The sequence below is a fragment of the Sphingobium yanoikuyae genome, from assembly GCF_013001025.1.
Lineage (GTDB): Bacteria > Pseudomonadota > Alphaproteobacteria > Sphingomonadales > Sphingomonadaceae > Sphingobium > Sphingobium yanoikuyae_A.
On the sequence record NZ_CP053021.1, the window covers coordinates 662,575 to 678,280 of the forward strand.

At 67.1% G+C, this 15,706-nt stretch carries 15 protein-coding genes and 1 riboswitch; of the genes, 4 read left to right on the forward strand and 11 right to left on the reverse strand.

Features of this window, described 5'->3' with window-relative positions; genetic code table 11:
- Positions 1-22: 22 nt before the first annotated feature.
- The 4 genes from hrpB to HH800_RS03555 all read right to left on the reverse strand — a co-directional run bounded on the left by hrpB (position 23) and on the right by HH800_RS03555 (position 6,136).
- Entirely contained in the window at positions 23-2,473 is a 2,451-nt protein-coding gene (gene hrpB / locus HH800_RS03540) for an ATP-dependent helicase HrpB (protein ID WP_169860203.1), read from the reverse strand.
- A 118-nt stretch (positions 2,474-2,591) separates the two neighbouring features.
- Positions 2,592-4,109, reverse strand: coding sequence for an arylsulfatase (locus tag HH800_RS03545; RefSeq protein WP_169860204.1), 1,518 nt, complete (start codon positions 4,107-4,109; stop codon positions 2,592-2,594).
- Positions 4,110-4,230: 121 nt separating this feature from the next.
- Positions 4,231-5,010, reverse strand: a complete 780-nt coding sequence (locus tag HH800_RS03550; protein WP_010336303.1) for a TSUP family transporter — start codon at positions 5,008-5,010, stop codon at positions 4,231-4,233.
- A gap of 100 nt (positions 5,011-5,110) precedes the next feature.
- A complete protein-coding gene (locus HH800_RS03555; RefSeq protein WP_169860205.1) occupies positions 5,111-6,136 on the reverse strand; it encodes a polyprenyl synthetase family protein in 1,026 nt (341 codons plus the stop codon).
- Positions 6,137-6,297: 161 nt separating this feature from the next.
- Between HH800_RS03555 and HH800_RS03560 the strand changes: the two genes are divergently transcribed.
- On the forward strand, positions 6,298-6,576 hold the full coding sequence (locus HH800_RS03560) for a chorismate mutase (protein WP_004207932.1): 279 nt from the start codon (positions 6,298-6,300) through the stop codon (positions 6,574-6,576).
- 6 nt (positions 6,577-6,582) lie between these two features.
- Here the strand turns inward: HH800_RS03560 and HH800_RS03565 are convergent, their stop codons facing one another.
- From HH800_RS03565 to HH800_RS03595, 7 genes are all read right to left on the reverse strand, one after another.
- Positions 6,583-7,557, reverse strand: coding sequence for a cupin-like domain-containing protein (locus tag HH800_RS03565; RefSeq protein WP_169860206.1), 975 nt, complete (start codon positions 7,555-7,557; stop codon positions 6,583-6,585).
- Between the two features lie 72 nt (positions 7,558-7,629).
- Entirely contained in the window at positions 7,630-8,532 is a 903-nt protein-coding gene (locus HH800_RS03570) for a DMT family transporter (RefSeq protein ID WP_169863217.1), read from the reverse strand.
- A gap of 45 nt (positions 8,533-8,577) precedes the next feature.
- The gene (locus HH800_RS03575) at positions 8,578-10,038 is read right to left on the reverse strand and encodes a GntP family permease (RefSeq protein WP_169860207.1); all 1,461 of its coding nucleotides are present in this window, start codon (positions 10,036-10,038) and stop codon (positions 8,578-8,580) included.
- Positions 10,031-11,065 carry a patatin-like phospholipase family protein gene (locus tag HH800_RS03580; RefSeq protein WP_037517156.1) on the reverse strand — a complete coding sequence of 345 codons (1,035 nt, stop codon included), beginning with the start codon at positions 11,063-11,065 and terminating at the stop codon, positions 10,031-10,033. Before HH800_RS03580 ends, HH800_RS03575 begins: the two co-directional genes overlap by 8 nt.
- A gap of 107 nt (positions 11,066-11,172) precedes the next feature.
- A complete protein-coding gene (locus HH800_RS03585; RefSeq protein ID WP_010336308.1) occupies positions 11,173-11,820 on the reverse strand; it encodes a heme exporter protein CcmB in 648 nt (215 codons plus the stop codon).
- Positions 11,811-12,428 (reverse strand): heme ABC exporter ATP-binding protein CcmA, encoded by a 618-nt coding sequence (gene ccmA / locus HH800_RS03590; protein ID WP_169860208.1) that lies wholly within the window; start codon positions 12,426-12,428, stop codon positions 11,811-11,813. The genes HH800_RS03585 and ccmA overlap by 10 nt, the downstream gene beginning before the upstream one ends.
- The gene (locus HH800_RS03595; RefSeq protein WP_169860209.1) at positions 12,425-12,832 is read right to left on the reverse strand and encodes a metallopeptidase family protein; all 408 of its coding nucleotides are present in this window, start codon (positions 12,830-12,832) and stop codon (positions 12,425-12,427) included. The genes ccmA and HH800_RS03595 overlap by 4 nt, the downstream gene beginning before the upstream one ends.
- 40 nt (positions 12,833-12,872) lie before the next feature.
- Between HH800_RS03595 and HH800_RS03600 the strand changes: the two genes are divergently transcribed.
- The 3 genes from HH800_RS03600 to HH800_RS03610 all read left to right on the forward strand — a co-directional run bounded on the left by HH800_RS03600 (position 12,873) and on the right by HH800_RS03610 (position 15,699).
- A complete protein-coding gene (locus HH800_RS03600) occupies positions 12,873-13,163 on the forward strand; it encodes a 4a-hydroxytetrahydrobiopterin dehydratase (protein WP_004207923.1) in 291 nt (96 codons plus the stop codon).
- A 35-nt stretch (positions 13,164-13,198) separates the two neighbouring features.
- A riboswitch (SAM-I-IV-variant riboswitch) is annotated at positions 13,199-13,307 on the forward strand.
- A 57-nt stretch (positions 13,308-13,364) separates the two neighbouring features.
- A complete protein-coding gene (locus tag HH800_RS03605; RefSeq protein ID WP_169860210.1) occupies positions 13,365-14,411 on the forward strand; it encodes a threonine aldolase family protein in 1,047 nt (348 codons plus the stop codon).
- A gap of 238 nt (positions 14,412-14,649) precedes the next feature.
- The gene (locus HH800_RS03610; RefSeq protein WP_169860211.1) at positions 14,650-15,699 is read left to right on the forward strand and encodes a hypothetical protein; all 1,050 of its coding nucleotides are present in this window, start codon (positions 14,650-14,652) and stop codon (positions 15,697-15,699) included.
- The last annotated feature ends 7 nt before the right edge of the window (positions 15,700-15,706 follow it).

Consider the following 15,706-nt stretch of genomic DNA (forward strand, 5'->3'; position numbering starts at 1 on the left):
TGCACCAGCGGTCGCCGTGAAGTCAAGAGTTCCGGCGCGCGTCCGCATTTTTGGTGCGCAATGTGGCATTGGCGCTTGCCGGATCGTCGGGCCAGGGGTGGCGGGGATAGCGGCCGCGCATTTCCTTGGCCACGTCGCGCCAGTTGCCGGCCCAGAAGCCGGGCAGGTCGCGCGTCGTCTGGATCGGCCGGCCGGCGGGCGATGTGAGCGAGAGGATCAGCGGGATGCGCTGGTTGCCGACGGTCGGATGCTGCGACAGGCCGAACAGCGCCTGCACCCGCAATTCCACGCGCGGGCCACCTTCGGCCGCATAGTCGATCGCATGGGTGGAGCCGGCGGGCGAACGGAAATCGGGCGGGGCGAGCCGGTCGAGCTGCTGCTTGCCGTCCCAGCCGATCAGCGTTTCTAGGACGCCCGAAAGCTGCGACCGGTCGATGTCGGACAGGCGGCGCTTGCCCGCCAGCAGCGGCGGCAGCCAGTCGTCCAGCGTGTCGATCAGGGCGGCGTCGGACAATGCGTCGATCCCGGCGAAGTCCGCCCGCATCCGCAGCGATTGCGCCGCCTCCGACCAGGGGAGGAGGGCAAGGCCGCCCTGCCGCACGCCATCGGCCAGTGCGGCAGCCACCGCGTCGGGGTCGGGCCGGTCATCGGAGCCGGAGGACAGGCGCACCGCGCCCAGCCGCCGCTCCCGCAGCGCCTCGATCCCGCCATTGGCGGGGCGGAACTTCACCGTGCGATGCTCGGCGATGCGCTCGCCGAACAGAGCGATCACCTCCGCCTCGCCGATGGGGGCGGCCGACAGGATGCGCGCGCCGGCGGCGCTGCCCTGCACTTCGCCCACCGCCAGCCAGGCTTCGCTGGCCAGCGGCGAGAGCGGATCGAGCCGGAAGCCGCGTCCGCCCACGCTGGCCCAGTCGGCGCCATCAGCGGAGCGGCGCTTGGCGACGCGATCGGGAAAGGCGAGGGCAAGGCAGAGGCCGACATCGTGCAGTCCACCCTCTGCGGGCGGGCGGCCATCGACCAGCCTGGCCCAGCGTTTCGCCAATCCCCGTCCGGCCTCGGCCCGCTTGCCACCCTCGCGGCGCCAGCGCTGCAGCCGCAGAGTAAGGTCGGTGTCCTGCCCGCCCAGGCCGCGTTCGCCCAGCAATACGGCGATCTCGGCGGCGGTGCGGGCGAGGCCGCGCTCACCGGCGCGCACCAGCATATGGGCGATGCGCGGCGCCAGCGGCAGGGTGGCCAGCGCCTTGCCATGGGCCGTGATGCGGCCATCGGCGTCGAGCGCCTCCAGGGCGGTCAGGCGCTTGCGCGCCTCGACCACGGCAGCGGCGGGCGGCGCGTCGAGCCAGCGCAGGCTGGCCGGGTCGCTGACGCCCCAAAGCGCGCAGTCGAGCAGCAGGCTGGAAAGATCGCTTTCCAATATTTCGGGCGGGTCGAAGGGGGGCATGCCCGCGGTCGCCGCCGCTTCCCACAGACGATAGGCGACGCCGGGGCGCTGGCGCGCGGCACGGCCGGCGCGCTGGGTGGCCGACGCCTGGCTGGCGCGCTCGGTGACGAGGCGGGTGACGCCGGCGGCGCGGTCATAGCGCGGGCGGCGGGCAAGGCCGCTGTCGACGACGATGCGGACGCCGTCGATGGTCAGGCTGGTTTCGGCGATCGAGGTGGCGAGGATCACCTTGCGCCGCCCTTCGCGCGACGGGCGGATGGCGGCGCGCTGAGCCGCCGGATCGAGCGAGCCGTGCAACATGTGGACCTCGAACGCGCCACCCTCGATCCGTTCGGCGGTGCGCTCGATTTCCCGGACGCCGGGCAGGAAGGCGAGCAGGTCGCCCTGCGTTTCTTCCTCCAGCGCGCGGCGGATGGCGGCGGCCATCTCATCCTCGATCCGCTTTTCGGCATGGCGGCCGATATGGCGTAGTTCGAGCGGCTGGATCTTGCCCTCGCTCTCGATGACGGGCGCGCCATCGAGCAGCGTCGAGAAACGCGCGCCGTCGAGCGTCGCCGACATCGGCAGGATACGCAGGTCCGGGCGCAGCGCCGCTTGCGCATCGAGCGCCAGGGCAAGGCCGAAATCGCTGTCCAGGCTGCGCTCATGCACCTCATCGAACAGTACCGCCGACACGCCCGCCAGTTCGGGATCATCCTGAATGCGGCGGACGAAAATGCCCTCGGTCAGTACCAGCAGCCGCGTCTTCGCGCTGACCTTGCTGTCCATCCGCGTCGCATAGCCGACCGTGCCGCCCGGCTGCTCGCCCAGCATCTCGGCAATGCGCTCGGCCGCGGCGCGGGCGGCGAGGCGGCGGGGGGAGAGCAGCAGCACCTGCCCCTCGCACCAGGACTGGTCGAGCAGGGCGGGGGCCACCGCCGTCGTCTTGCCCGCACCCGGCGGCGCCACCAGCACGGTATTGCTGCCGGCGCGCAGCGCAGCGAGCAGGTCGGGCAGGACGGCATGGATCGGCAAAGCAGGGGCAGTCATGATCCGCCCCCTCTCGCGCCAATCCAGGCAGAGCGCAAGGCGCGCCGGGCAGAAACGGCAATGCCCGAAGCCGTGCGGCTCCGGGCATTGCGTCTATTCCGGCGCTGGCGTGCGACGGTTAGTCGTGGCCCTTGCTCATGAACTGTTCGACGACGTTGGACATGTCGAAGCTCTTGCCGCCTTGGACCGGCGGATATTGGGCGAGCGTCGTCAGATGTTCCTTCATCAATTCGCCCAGCGGCCCGTTCTGCCACGCCACCTTCTGGATCAGATGGCCGTAGGAGTCGCTGTTGTCATAGCTTTCGAACGGATCCATGCGGATGTTGAAGACCATCGGCTTGGAGCGGCCGACCATGGTGCCGTAATAATCCTCGTTGGTCGAGAAATGCCATTTCCACGGCCCCATGCGCAACGCTGTGAGCTTCGATTCATTATAGTGGAACACATGGTTCCGCGCCGAATCCTCGGCCTTGCCCGTCCAATAGTCGAGGTTGTTGACGCCATCGATATATTGGCTCTTCTCCTTGAGAACCTTCTCGTTCACGTCCGTGACGCCGGCGGCGACGGCCAGGGTGGTGAACATGTCCTGATGGCACTGGATACCGTTCTTGAGTTGCATCGGCTCGATCACGCCGGGCCATTTCAGCATCGAGATGACACGGACGCCGCCTTCATAGGTGGTCATCTTCTCGCCGCGCCAGGGCGTGGTCGCGCCATGCGGCCAGGAGGAATGTTCCGGGCCATTGTCGGTCGAATACCAGACGATGGTATCCTCCTCCAGGCCGCTTTCCTTGAGCCAGTCGAGCACGATGCCGATGTCATGGTCATGCTGCAGCATGCCCGAGCCGTGCAGGTCCGCATCCGACGTGTATTTCTCCGCCGCATAGCGCCATTTGTCGTTGAGCCGGGTGTAGAGATGCATGCGGCTGGTGTTGAGCCAGACGAAGAAGGGTTCGTCGGCATCCTTGGCCTTCTGCATGAAATCGAGCGCGGGCGGGATGAATTCCTTTTCGTCCACCTCGTGCATCCGTTCCTGGTGCAGCGGGCCGGTGTCGATGATCTTCTGCTTGCCGACCTTGCCGTAGCGCGGATCCTCGGTCGGGTCGTCGACATCGGTGGCCCAGCTGTGGATCACGCCGCGCGGCCCGAATTTCTTCATATAGGCTTCGACGCTGCCCGAATGGGCCTTGGCGAAATTCTGGTAATCGCGCTGCTCTTCCTCTTCCGACACGTTGAGATGGTAGAGATTGCCGAAAAACTCGTCGAAACCATGGTTGGTCGGCAGATGCTCGTTGCGATCGCCCAGATGGCTCTTGCCGAAATGGCCGGTGCGATAGCCCGCGCCTTTCATGACTTCGGCGAGGCAGGGAGAGGCCGGCTGGAGCCCGAGCAGATCGCCGGGCTGGCCCACCGTCACCATGCCCGAGCGGATCGGATATTGGCCGGTGATGAAGGCGGCGCGGCCGGCGGTGCAGGACTGCTGCGCATAATGATCGGTGAAGCGGATGCCGCCATAGCCGATGCTGTCGATATTGGGCGTGGTATAGCCCATCGTGCCCAGGCCATAAGCACTGACATTCTGCCAGCCGATATCGTCACCCCAGATGACCAGGATATTGGGTTTCTTCTTTGCCATGCCGAGTCTCCGACCATGATGGATCGGCGGAAGGCTAATGGTGGGCGGGCCGCGACGCTGCATGGGGATAATCCCGAGAAGCGACGGGGACATCCCCTATGCCCGGCGAAGGGGCGGGGGCCTAGCCGAACAGATAGATGTGGATCGGGTTTTTCGGATCGAGCAGCATCTTGGTCGTCAGCGCCAGCGACATGATGATGAGCAATGGCTTGATCAGCTTCGAGCCGAACCGCATGGCAAGGTGCGATCCGATCTGGCCGCCCGTGATTGATCCGACCGCCATGGCGAGGCCGGCGATCCAGATGACATGGCCGCCCGCCACCATGGTCAGCAATCCCGCGACATTGGAGGCGAAATTGGCGGCCTTGGTCTGGGCGGTGGCGCGCAGCAGCGACAGGCCGCCCAGCGCGATGAAGATGGTGGTGTAGAAGGCGCCGGCGCCGGGTCCGAAGAAGCCGTCATAGAAGCCGACCACGCCGATCATGCCGGACAGGCCCCACATGCCGACGCGGGCATGGCGATCGGCATCGCTGAGCTTGGGCGAGAAGGTGAAATAGGCCGCCATGGCGATCAGCAGCGCGGGCATCAGTCCGGCCAGGATCGACGGATCGACCCGTTGCAGCAGCCAGGCCCCGCCGATCGACCCGATGAAGGCGGCGATCACCGGCCCCTTGTAGGTCGCAAGGTCCATATGTCCGCGCCGGGCATAGGCGACGCAGGCGCCGAAGGTGCCGAGGCAGCTTTGCAGCTTGTTGGTGGCGACCGCCGGCACCGGCGGCACGCCGGCGGCAAGCAGCGCGGGCAGGGCAATGAGGCCACCCCCGCCCGCCATCGCGTCGATGCAGCCGGCCATGAAGGCGGCGGCCATGAGGAAGGCGATGGTTTCGGGGGAGAGGATCACGCGCGCAACAGCCCTAAATTTCCGCAGCCGAAAGGATGCGAAAGGACTTCGCGGTCAGGCCGGGACGATGATGGGAGGAACGAGCGAGTCCGCTCGTTCCTCAGTATGCCCGTGCTATCGCGAATTCGACCGCTTCGGTAAGGGCCGCTTTGGCCTTGCCGGCATCGAACATGCCCAGAGCATCGATCGCGCGCTGCCCATAATGGCGGGCGCGGGCCAGCGTGTCGGCAATCGCACCGGTCTGGCGCAGCAGCTGCGTGGCGTGGGCCAAATCCTCGTCGCTGATGCGATGGCCCGAGATCGCGGCCTTCCAGAAGGCCTTGTCCTCGTCCGACCCGCGCGCATAGGCCAGGATCACCGGCAGCGTGACCTTGCCGTCGCGGAAATCGTCGCCGGCATCCTTGCCCATGGTGGCGCCGTCCGATTCATAGTCGATCGCATCGTCGATCAGCTGGAAGGCGATGCCAAGATTGCGGCCATAGACGTCGAGCGCATGTTCCTCCGCTTCGCTGCGGTCGGCGACCACGGCGGAAATGCGGCAGGCGGCGGCGAACAGGGCGGCGGTCTTGGCGCCGATGATGTCGAGATATTGTTCTTCGCTGGTGTCGATCTTGCGCTGGGCGGTCAGCTGGTTGACCTCGCCCTCGGCGATGATCGCCGATGCGCCCGACAGGATCTTGAGCACCTTGAGCGACTCGGCCTCGACCATCAGCTCGAACGAGCGGGAGAAGAGGAAGTCGCCGACCAGCACCGAGGCGCTGTTGCCCCAGATGATGTTGGCGGTCTTGCGGCCGCGGCGCAGGCCCGATCCGTCGACGACATCGTCATGCAGCAGCGTGGCGGTGTGGATGAATTCGACCGATGCGGCCAGCTTGTAATGGCGCGATCCGGCATAGCCGACCAGGTCGGCGCAGGCGAGCGTCAGCATCGGCCGCAGCCGCTTGCCGCCGCCGGCGATCAGATGACCGGCCAGTTCCGGGATCAGCGGGATGCGCGACTGCATCCGGTCCAGGATCACGCTGTTCACCTGGTTCATGCCATCGGCGACGAGCGCCATGATGGGAGCGAGCGAAGGGGCGCTGGAGCGGCCGATCGGGTGGACGTTGCCGGGGGAGGATGCAGTCATGACAAGCGTCCTCTGGCGGGGCAAAAAGCAGATGGCAAGCGGGAATAGCTTGCCTGCGCGGCGCAATGGCGCAAAAAGCGCGCCGGACGATTGATTGACGCATCGCAGTAACGGAAAAGCCACGCCTTTTCCCGCCGCGATGCCGCTGTGGAGAATGCCAGGTGGATGAGACTTTGAAGCGCTATCGCGAGAGCATCGACAATATCGACGCGGCGCTTGTCTTCATGCTGGCGGAACGGTTCAAGGTCACCCAGGCCGTGGGCGAATATAAGGCGACCCACGATCTGCCGCCGGCCGATCCGGGCCGCGAGGAACGCCAGATTTCGCGCCTGCGCCAGCTCGCGCTCGACGCCAATCTCGACCCCGACTTCACCGAGAAGTTCCTGCGCTTCATCATCGATGAAGTGATCCGCCATCATGAGCGGCTGCGGGAAGGATAAGAGGCTTTAATCCTTCGGATAATTTTCATGGCCCGCATTGGGCCAGTGGAAATGCGTGTAGGTCAGCATGGTCGAGAAGCTTTCCGACCGGACCTGATGCCACCAGCCGATCGGGATGAAGAGCAGGTCGCCCGGCGTCAGCCGCACCTCGTAGCGCAGAACGTCGCGGGCGCGCGGGTATCGAGCCAGCCGCGCCGGATCGGTGAGGTCGCCGACATCGCTGAAGACATGGCGGTTATGCGCCAGCCGATGGGTCTGCGATGGCGGCACCAGGATGACATGCTTGGTGCCCGTCACCTGCGCCAGCAGATTGTTGGTGAGGTCGAAATGCAGCGGGGTGAAGGCGCCCGCGCCGCCGATCCACAACATGCCGGGCGTCGGCGCCAGATAGGCGTCGGGATGGCCAAGGTCGGCCTGTAGCGACGCAAGGGCCGGGCCGTTCGCCGCGCTGTTATAGGCGGTCAGATAGGCGTCATTGCCGCCGTCGCGCACCAGGTCGATGAACTGGCGAAAGGGCGCGCGGCGCTTGTGCCGGTCCTTGGCCAGCTCATAGTCGGCGGCCTGTGCGCGGCCGCCCTGATATTCGATTTCCGCCCCGCCAATGGCATCGGCCAGATAATCCGGCGTCCATTTTGCGCGGGCGGGCCAGCCGTCCATCGCCCCCCTGATCAGGACCGGGCGGCCGGGCGCATAGAAATTATGCAGGAAATCCTCGCCCGACAGCGCGTCGGCGGTCAGCAGGCCGGAGGCGTAGGGGGACAGGGCGCGCTGCTGCTCCATGACATTCAGCAGCCAGTCGCGCCGTTTGAGCGCGAGCGCGCTGTCGTCGCGCGGCGCTGGAGCCGGCTTGGGCGGCACATGGGGCACGGCATTGGCGGACGGCGCGCCAAAGCCGACCTGGCGCAGGGTCATCTGCATCTGCATGTCCGTCGCCTGCGACAGGATCGAGGGAAGCGGCGGGGTGCGGCCGGATTTGCTCATGACCCGCCCTAGCGCGCGATCATGACCGCCATGTTGCAGGATGTGACGAACCTGTGACGGCGCGGTGGCGGTTCAGGCTGGCTCCACCACCTCGGTCCGCTTGGGCTGCGACCGGCCCAGTAGCACGCCGCCCAACGCCAGCGCGAAGCCGGCGATCTGCACCGGGCCGAGCTTCTCGCCGAACAGCAGCCAGGCCTCGACCGCGGCGAGCGGCGGCACCAGCAGCAACAGCATCGACATGCGCGTCGGCCCCTGGGTGCGCACCAGCCAGACCAGCAGCGACAGGCCGGCCGCCGACAGGCCCAGCACCGACCAGCCAAGGCCGATCCACATCATCGGGCTGTTGTCCCAGCGCCATTCGCCCACGATCAGGGTGGCGGCGATCGCCACCAGCGCGCCGCCGGCATTCTGCACCGCGCCCGACACCCAGATCGGATCGCCGCCGATCGTGCCGCGCTGGATCAGCGTGCCGCCGGTCATCGCCAGCACCGCGACGATGCCGGCAACGGCGGGGATCAGGGTGATCGCGCCCGCGCCTGATTTGGCGATCGCCGGCATCAGCACGCAGCCGACGCCCAGGATGGCGATGGCAAGGCCGGTCCAGGCGCGCGCGGGCAAGCGCTCGCCCAGGATCGCGACGCTGGCGACCGCGACCATCAGCGGCTGGGTCGCGCCCAGCAGCGACATGATGCCGGCCGGCATGCCATGGCTGACCGCCCACCAGCTGAGCGTCAGGTAAAGGCCATGCAGCATCGCGCCTGCCGCCAGATGCAGCCCCAATTGCCGGCCGCGCGGCCAGGGCTGGCGCCCATGCAGCGCCAGCGCGCCCAGCAGCAGCGCGGTCAGGCACAGGCGCGCGGCCAGGATCAGCTCCGGCGCGCCATGGGGCACCATCGCGCGGGCGACGATGAAGCCGGTGGACCAGATCAGGACGAACAACAGGGATGCGATAATGCCGAACATGGCGCAGCCCATGGCCGATGCGCGCGCGCCTGTCGACCCGGCCAAGGAGCGAAGGGATCAGAAGCTGCCGATCGTCGATCCGATCAGGATGACGGCGACCAGTGCCGCAAGCGAGCTGACGATGCCGGCCATGGCGATATCCAGATAGGATTCGCGGTGGGTGACGCCGCTCAGCGCCAGCAGGGTGACGATCGCGCCATTATGCGGCAATATGTCGAGCGTGCCCGACCCGATCACCGCCACCCGGTGCATGATGGCGGGATCGGTGCCGGTCTGGGCGGCGATGTCCATATAGGTCGGCCCCAGCGCCTCCAGCGCGATGGTGAGCCCGCCCGAGGCCGACCCGGTGAGCGCGGCGAGCAGGTTGGTCGCCACCGCCAGCGATACCAGTGGCCCGCCCCCCATGCCCAGCACCCAGTCGCGGATCATGTGGAAGGCGGGCAGCGCCGCGATCACCGCGCCGAAGCCGACCAGGCTCGCCACGCTGATGATCGGCAGCACGGCGGCGTTGGCGCCCGAATCGATGCTGTTGCGCAGGCTGACGAGGCGCGCCCGGTTGCACAGGATGATGGCGAGCGTCGCGATCATCAGCGCCGCCGTCACCGACCATATGCCCGCAACCGCGCCCAGGCTGGTGCTGCCCCATAAAGGCTCCGCCAGGAAGGGCGCGTCCCAGGTCGGGAACAGCCAGAGCGAGAGGATGAGGTTGCAGCCGATCATCACGCCGATCGGCAGGAAGGCGATGCCGAGCGAAGGGCGGTCGTCGGTGGGCGCACCCTTGTCCATCTCTGCGGGGTCGAAGGTGGAGGCCGTCGTCGTATGCTCGCGCATCCGCGCGCTGTCGACCGGCGCCACGGGGGACAGGCTGGGATCATAGCCCTCCTGCCGGGCGGCGGCGGCCGCCTGTGCCCGCAGCAGCCAGCCCAGGCCCACGGCGAGCATGATGACCGCGGCGATCAGGCCCAGGCCTGGCGCCGCATAGATGGAGGTGCCGAAGAAGGGCATGGGAATGACATTCTGGATCGCTGGCGTGCCGGGCAGGGCGGTCATGGTGAAGGTCGATGTGCCCAGGATGATGGTAGCCGGCACCAGCCGCCGGGGGATGTTGCCGGCGCGGAACAGCGCCTGTGCCATCGGCACCAGCACGAAGAAGGCGACGAACAGGCTGACCCCGCCATAGGTCAGGATCGCGCCGGCCAGCACCACCGCCATGATCGCGCGGCCGGACCCCAGCCAGCCGATCATGGCGTCGGCAATGGTGCGCACCGATCCGCTGTCGTTCATCAGCTTGGCGAAGATCGCGCCGAGCAGGAAGAGCGGGAAAAATTGGGCGAGGAAGCCCGCGGCGGCGACCATGAAGATCTGGGTCCAGCTCGCCAGCATCGGATAGCCCGAAAAGCTGGCGGCGATCATCGCCAGCGCCGGGGCGAGGAACAGTACGCTCCAGCCGCGATAGGCCATGGCGATCAGCGCGCCGAGCGCGACCAATATGCCTAGGAAGCTCAATGCCTCAGACATGGGCGAGCAGCGCGTCGATATCGAGCGTCGATTCCCGGCCGATCGCCTGGCCATGATCCTTCAGGAAATCGTCCGCCGCCTTGCGCCCGATCTTCTTGAGCTTCCACAGGAAAGCCCATTCGGCGTTCAGCTTGGACGAATGGCCGAATTGCAGCATGTCGGCGCTGGCGATGCGGTGGATGCGCATCTTCGCCCATTTCTCGCCTTCGCCATGGCCGGGGTCGGCGACCTGGCGCAGCAGCGCCATCATCCGGATTTCCTGCAACAGCACGGCGTTGAAGGAAATCTCGTTCAATCGGCTGGCAATGTCGCGTGCGGCATAGAGGTCGGTGGCGCGCTCGACCGGGTTTACCTGGATCAGGATGGTGTCGTCCGAATCGCAGTCGCGCACCAGCGGTGTCAGCGTCGGATTGCCCGAATAGCCGCCATCCCAATAGGCCTCGCCATCGATCTCGACCGCGTGGAACATGGTCGGCAGGCAGGCGGAGGCGAGCAGCACGTCGGGGGTGATCTCCGCATTGCGGAACACGCGGGCCTGGCCGGTGCGCACGCTGGTCGCGGTGATGAACAGGCGGATCGGGCTGGCGGCAAGATGGTCGAAATCGACGCATTCGTTGAGGATGTCGGTCAGCGGGTTGAACCCGCCCGGATTGAGATCATAGGGCGAGCAGAGCCGCGCCATCAGGTCCATGCCGACATAGAGCGGCGAATAATCGAGCGTCCAGCGGCCGAGCGCTATGTCGAGCGGACTGCGGCGGAACGGGCTGAACATTGCCCCGTCCGATACCTTGCTCCAGAAGCGGGTGAGGGCGCGGCGGGCACCCGGCGCGCCGCCATGGGCATAGCCGCTCGCCAGCACGGCCGCGTTCATCGCCCCGGCCGACGTGCCGGATATGCCGTCGATCCGCAGCCAGGGTTCCTCCAGCAGGCGGTCGAGTACGCCCCAGGTGAAGGCGCCATGGGCGCCGCCGCCCTGCAGGGCCAGGTCGATCAGGCGGCTTTGCGGCTCGGCAGTCGGATCGGGCATCGGGCACCTCGCGCTTGGCGGGCATGCCCCGCTATCGGAGTTTGTTGCGATGCAGCATGGGACCATTGCGGCCCGCCAATGTCAACGCCTTGCGCGTTGCACAAACCTCATTCCCGGCCCGCGCGGATCGCCGCGCCGCCCGCGATCGGTGTGATCGCGACCAGCAGCAGGGAGGCGGCGCCCAGGAATTTGAACGCGGCGCCGCTGCCATCGCCCAGTGTGCCCGCGCCAAAGATCAGCAGCGGCACCGCCAGCGGCAGGGCGAGCAGGCCCGCCAGCGCGCCCGACGAGCGCAGTCCGGCGGTCAGCGTCGCCACCAGCAGGCCGAGCGCGGCAAGCGCGGGGGTGCCGATCAGCAGCCCGGCCTCCAGCGTCAGGATCGTCGCGCCGTCCAGCTTCAGCAGCGCGGCTGCGGGCAGGGCGGCGATCATCAGCGGCGGGCCGAAACCCAGCCAATGGGCAATCAGCCGGGCGATCACCACCATCTCCTCGCTGATGCCGCGCAGCGCGATCTGGTCCAGGATGCCGGCATCGCGATCCGGCGCGACCAGCCGGTCGACCGGCAGCAGGCTGGCGAGCAGCGCCGCGATCCACAGCATGCCGCCACCGGTGCGGGCGAGCAGGGCGGCGTCGGGACCGACCGCGAAGGGATAGAGGCTGGCGACCAGCAACAGGAAGGCGACCGGCAGCCACAGCCCGGCCGAGCGCCAGGCCTGTCCCAGGTCGCGGGCGACGAGCAGGGCGATCAGTCGCATGACGCCTCCTGCGCCGGGTCCGGCACATGGGCGGCCATCTCGATCCGAACCGGATCGGTCAGCGGCAAAGGCTGGTGCGAGGCGGCGACGACGATGCCGCCGGCCGCCAGATGGTCCGCCACCGCGGCGCCGAGCAGCGCGACCGACGCATCGTCCAGGCCATTGGCCGGTTCGTCGAGCAGCCAGATATCCGCGCCGCTGGCAATCACGCGGGCGAGCATGGCGCGCTTGCGCTGGCCGGTGGAAAGCATGCGCACGGGCACGTCGCGCAAGGGGGCGAGTGCCATGGCGAGGAGTGCGCGGTCGAGCGCGGCCGCATCCACCCGGTCGAGCCGTGCCCAGAAGCCGAGCGCGCGGTGGAGCGGCAATTCCATGTCGAGCGCCAGCCGCTCGTCGGCTAGCGCGACGCCGCCCTGTCGATCGATGGTACCGGCATAGATGGGCAGCAATCCGGCGCACTGGCGCAGCAGGCTCGACTTGCCGATGCCGTTCGGCCCGTGCAGCAAGGCGCTGCCGCCGGCCGCCAGCACCAGGTCGACGCCGGCAAAGAGCAGGCGTCCGCCGCGCAGACAGGCCAGGCCCGACAGGCGCAGCGCCGCGCCGCTCATGGGGCGACCATATCCTCCAGCACATGCATGTCGATGTCCGACAGGCCGAAATGATGGCCGATTTCATGCACCACGACATGGGTGATGAGCGCTTCGAGCGGCACGCCGGTTTCGACCCATTCGTCGAGCAGCGGGCGGCGGAAAAGATGCACGGTCGGCGGCAGGTCGCCGGTCTGCGCCTCCTGCCCGAAGGGACGGCCGCTATAGAGGCCGGTCAGGCCGAACGGATCGTCAATCTCCATCTCCTTCAGGACATCGGGGTCGGCGAAATCCTCGACCAGCATCACGACATTGGAGAGATAGGAACGGAAGGGCTCGGGCAGGCGGCTCAGGGCCTCCAGCGCGAGTGTCTCGATTTCCTGTGGGGTAGGGGCGAAGCGGAACGATTGACCAGTGTCAGGCATGGCTGTCACATAGGCGAAAGAAATAACGCAGGATAGAGAAATGCTTGCCAGACTGAACGAAACGGAACGGGCGATCGCGCTGGCGGATTTGCCCGAATGGACGGCGGTCGCCGAACCGGACGGGATCGCGCGCAGCTTCACCTTTCCCGACTTCGTCGCCGCCTTCGGCTTCATGACGCGCGTCGCGCTGCTGGCGGAAAAGGCGGACCATCATCCCGAATGGTCCAACGTCTATAACCGCGTCGAAATCACGCTCACCACCCATGATGCCGGCGGCCTGTCGCAACGGGACATCGATCTGGCGAAGGGGATAGAGGCACTGCTGCGCTGACGCTTGACGCGGCATCGCCCGGCCGATAATCGCCCCGGCAACATCAAGAGTCGGGCCAACGTCCGACACCAACCTGCTCCCCGAGCAAGGTGGTGCCTTTCGAAAGAGGGGGATGTGGCCGGACCGGCAATCCAACGGGACATGCAGCCACGACGACGTTGATCCGATGCTTGGTCACACACCAGCAGACGGAAGCATGACGTGCCCATTTCCACACAGCAATTTGCCAGCGACAATTATGCCGGGGCCTGCCCCGAGGCACTCGATGCGATGCTCGCGGCGAACAGCGGATCGGCAACGGCCTATGGCGAGGATGAATGGACGCAGCGCGCGGCCGACAATTTCCGCACCCTGTTCGGCGGCGATGCGGAGGTGTTCTTCGTCTTCAACGGCACCGCCGCCAATTCGCTGGCGCTCGCGGCGCTGTGCCAATCCTATCATAGCGTGATCTGTTCGACCGCCGCCCATGTCGAGACCGACGAATGCGGCGCGCCGGAATTCTTCTCCAACGGGTCGAAGCTGCTTGCCGCGCCCTCGGTCGACGGCAAGCTGACGCCGGATGCGATCCGGCAACTGGCGACCAGCCGGTCCGACATCCATTTCCCCAAGCCGCGCGTCGTCACCATCACCCAGCCGACCGAGACCGGCCTTGTCTACACGGTCGAGGAAGTGCGCGCGATTTCCGCCGTGTGCCGCGAACTGGGGCTGAAACTGCACATGGACGGCGCGCGCTTCGCCCATGCCTGCGCCAGCCTGGGCTGCGATCCGGCGGAGATCAGCTGGAAGGCGGGCGTCGACGTGCTCTGCTTTGGCGGCACCAAGAATGGCATGGCCGTGGGCGAGGCGGTGATCTTCTTCGACCGCGCGCTGGCGCAGGATTTCGACTATCGCTGCAAGCAGGCGGGACAGCTGGCGTCGAAGATGCGTTTCCTGTCGGCGCCGTGGATCGGCCTGCTGGAAAGCGGTGCCTGGCTGCGCAACGCCCGCCATGGCAATGATTGCGCGCGCCGGCTGGCGGCGGCGATCGCCGACTTGCCCGATGTCAGCCCGATCTTCCCGGTGGAGGCCAACGCGCTGTTCCTGTCGGCCCCCGCGGAGGTGCTGGACGCATTGCGTGCGCGCGGCTGGCGTTTCTACACCTTCATCGGCGGCGGCGCGCGATTCATGTTCGCCTGGGATGCGCAGGTGGAGCGGGTCGACGAACTGGCCCGCGACATCAGGGAAGCCTGCCTGGCGGTCGCCGCCTGACAACAAGCTGATCCGAATAGGCGCAAGGGCATGGGCGCGCGGGCGCGGGTGCGCGTTCGTCCATGTCCTTGTTACGATATCGAAATGTCATCATGCAGCGGGGTCGGATAGCGGGATGATCCGTTGAGGATGCTCCAAAGCGGATGATCTTGTCTGGTCCAGCCAATTGAAAAGAGGCGCTGATCCGGGCCTTCATCACGCCGCCGGCACAGGCGCCGGCGCGTGGACGAAGGCTGTCATGAAGAGGATCGGATGGTTGCTGCTGGGCGTCATGGCGCCGCTGCCGGGGCAGGCGCAGGAGGCTGCTCCGATGGCCGAGGCGCGGGCGGCGATCGAGACCGCCGATCTGGCCGCGTTGCCGCCGGACGTGCGCGCCGCGATCGGCCGGGCCTATTGGGCCACGGAGACGGTGCAGATACGGGGCGTCGAAAAGGTGAAGGGCCAGACGATCGCTGCCAACGAAATGGTTTTCAAGAAAAATTCGACGATCGAATTTACCGGCGCACACCCCTGGGTATTGCTGTTTGCCAGACGGATGCGGATCGAAGACCCGCAATCTTTGCTGAGCATTCAACGCAACATGGCGCTGCTGGCAGGGTCGAAGGGCCAAGCTGGCGCAACCGGCGCTGGCGGGCGCAAGGGCAAGCGCACGGGTGCAAATGGTGGTCCGGGTGGTCAGGGCGGCAGTGGCACCGATGGCCGCCCCGGTGGCACGACCGCGGTGCCCGACATCTATATTGTCGCTGGGCGGCTGGAGGCGATCAATACACCAGAGCAGATCAACCAGGCGCGCATTGCCGTTGATTTTCGAGGCGTGCCGGGCGGCGCGGGGGGAGCCGGCGGTTCGGGCGGCAAAGGCGGAGCCGGCGCGGATGGTAGAGACGGACGAGCGAGTTGGAAGATCTGCAAGAGTGGCCCCGGCAATGGAGGCAATGGTGGGCGCGGTGGTTCGGGCGGGAATGGCGGCGCAGGAGGAAATGGCGGCAATGGCGGTCGTGTCTATGTCATCGGCCTGCCCGTGGTGACGGATATCTTTACTGCGGGCGACATTTTGACAAGTGGTGGAGCGGCTGGAAAAGGCGGCGGAGCGGGAGCCGCTGGTGCAGGCGGATCGCACGGGTCGCATGGTTCGCGGCCGGGCATGTGTAGCGGCGGGCGCGATGGCGATGATGGCAAAGCGGGACGTGCCGGCCAAGCTGGAGGAAATGGCCAGATTGGCGGTCGTGGCAGCATCTATGCGTTCCGGCTGAACGCGCTTCAGTCGCTCGAAACGCCGCCGTCACCCTGAAGCGGCC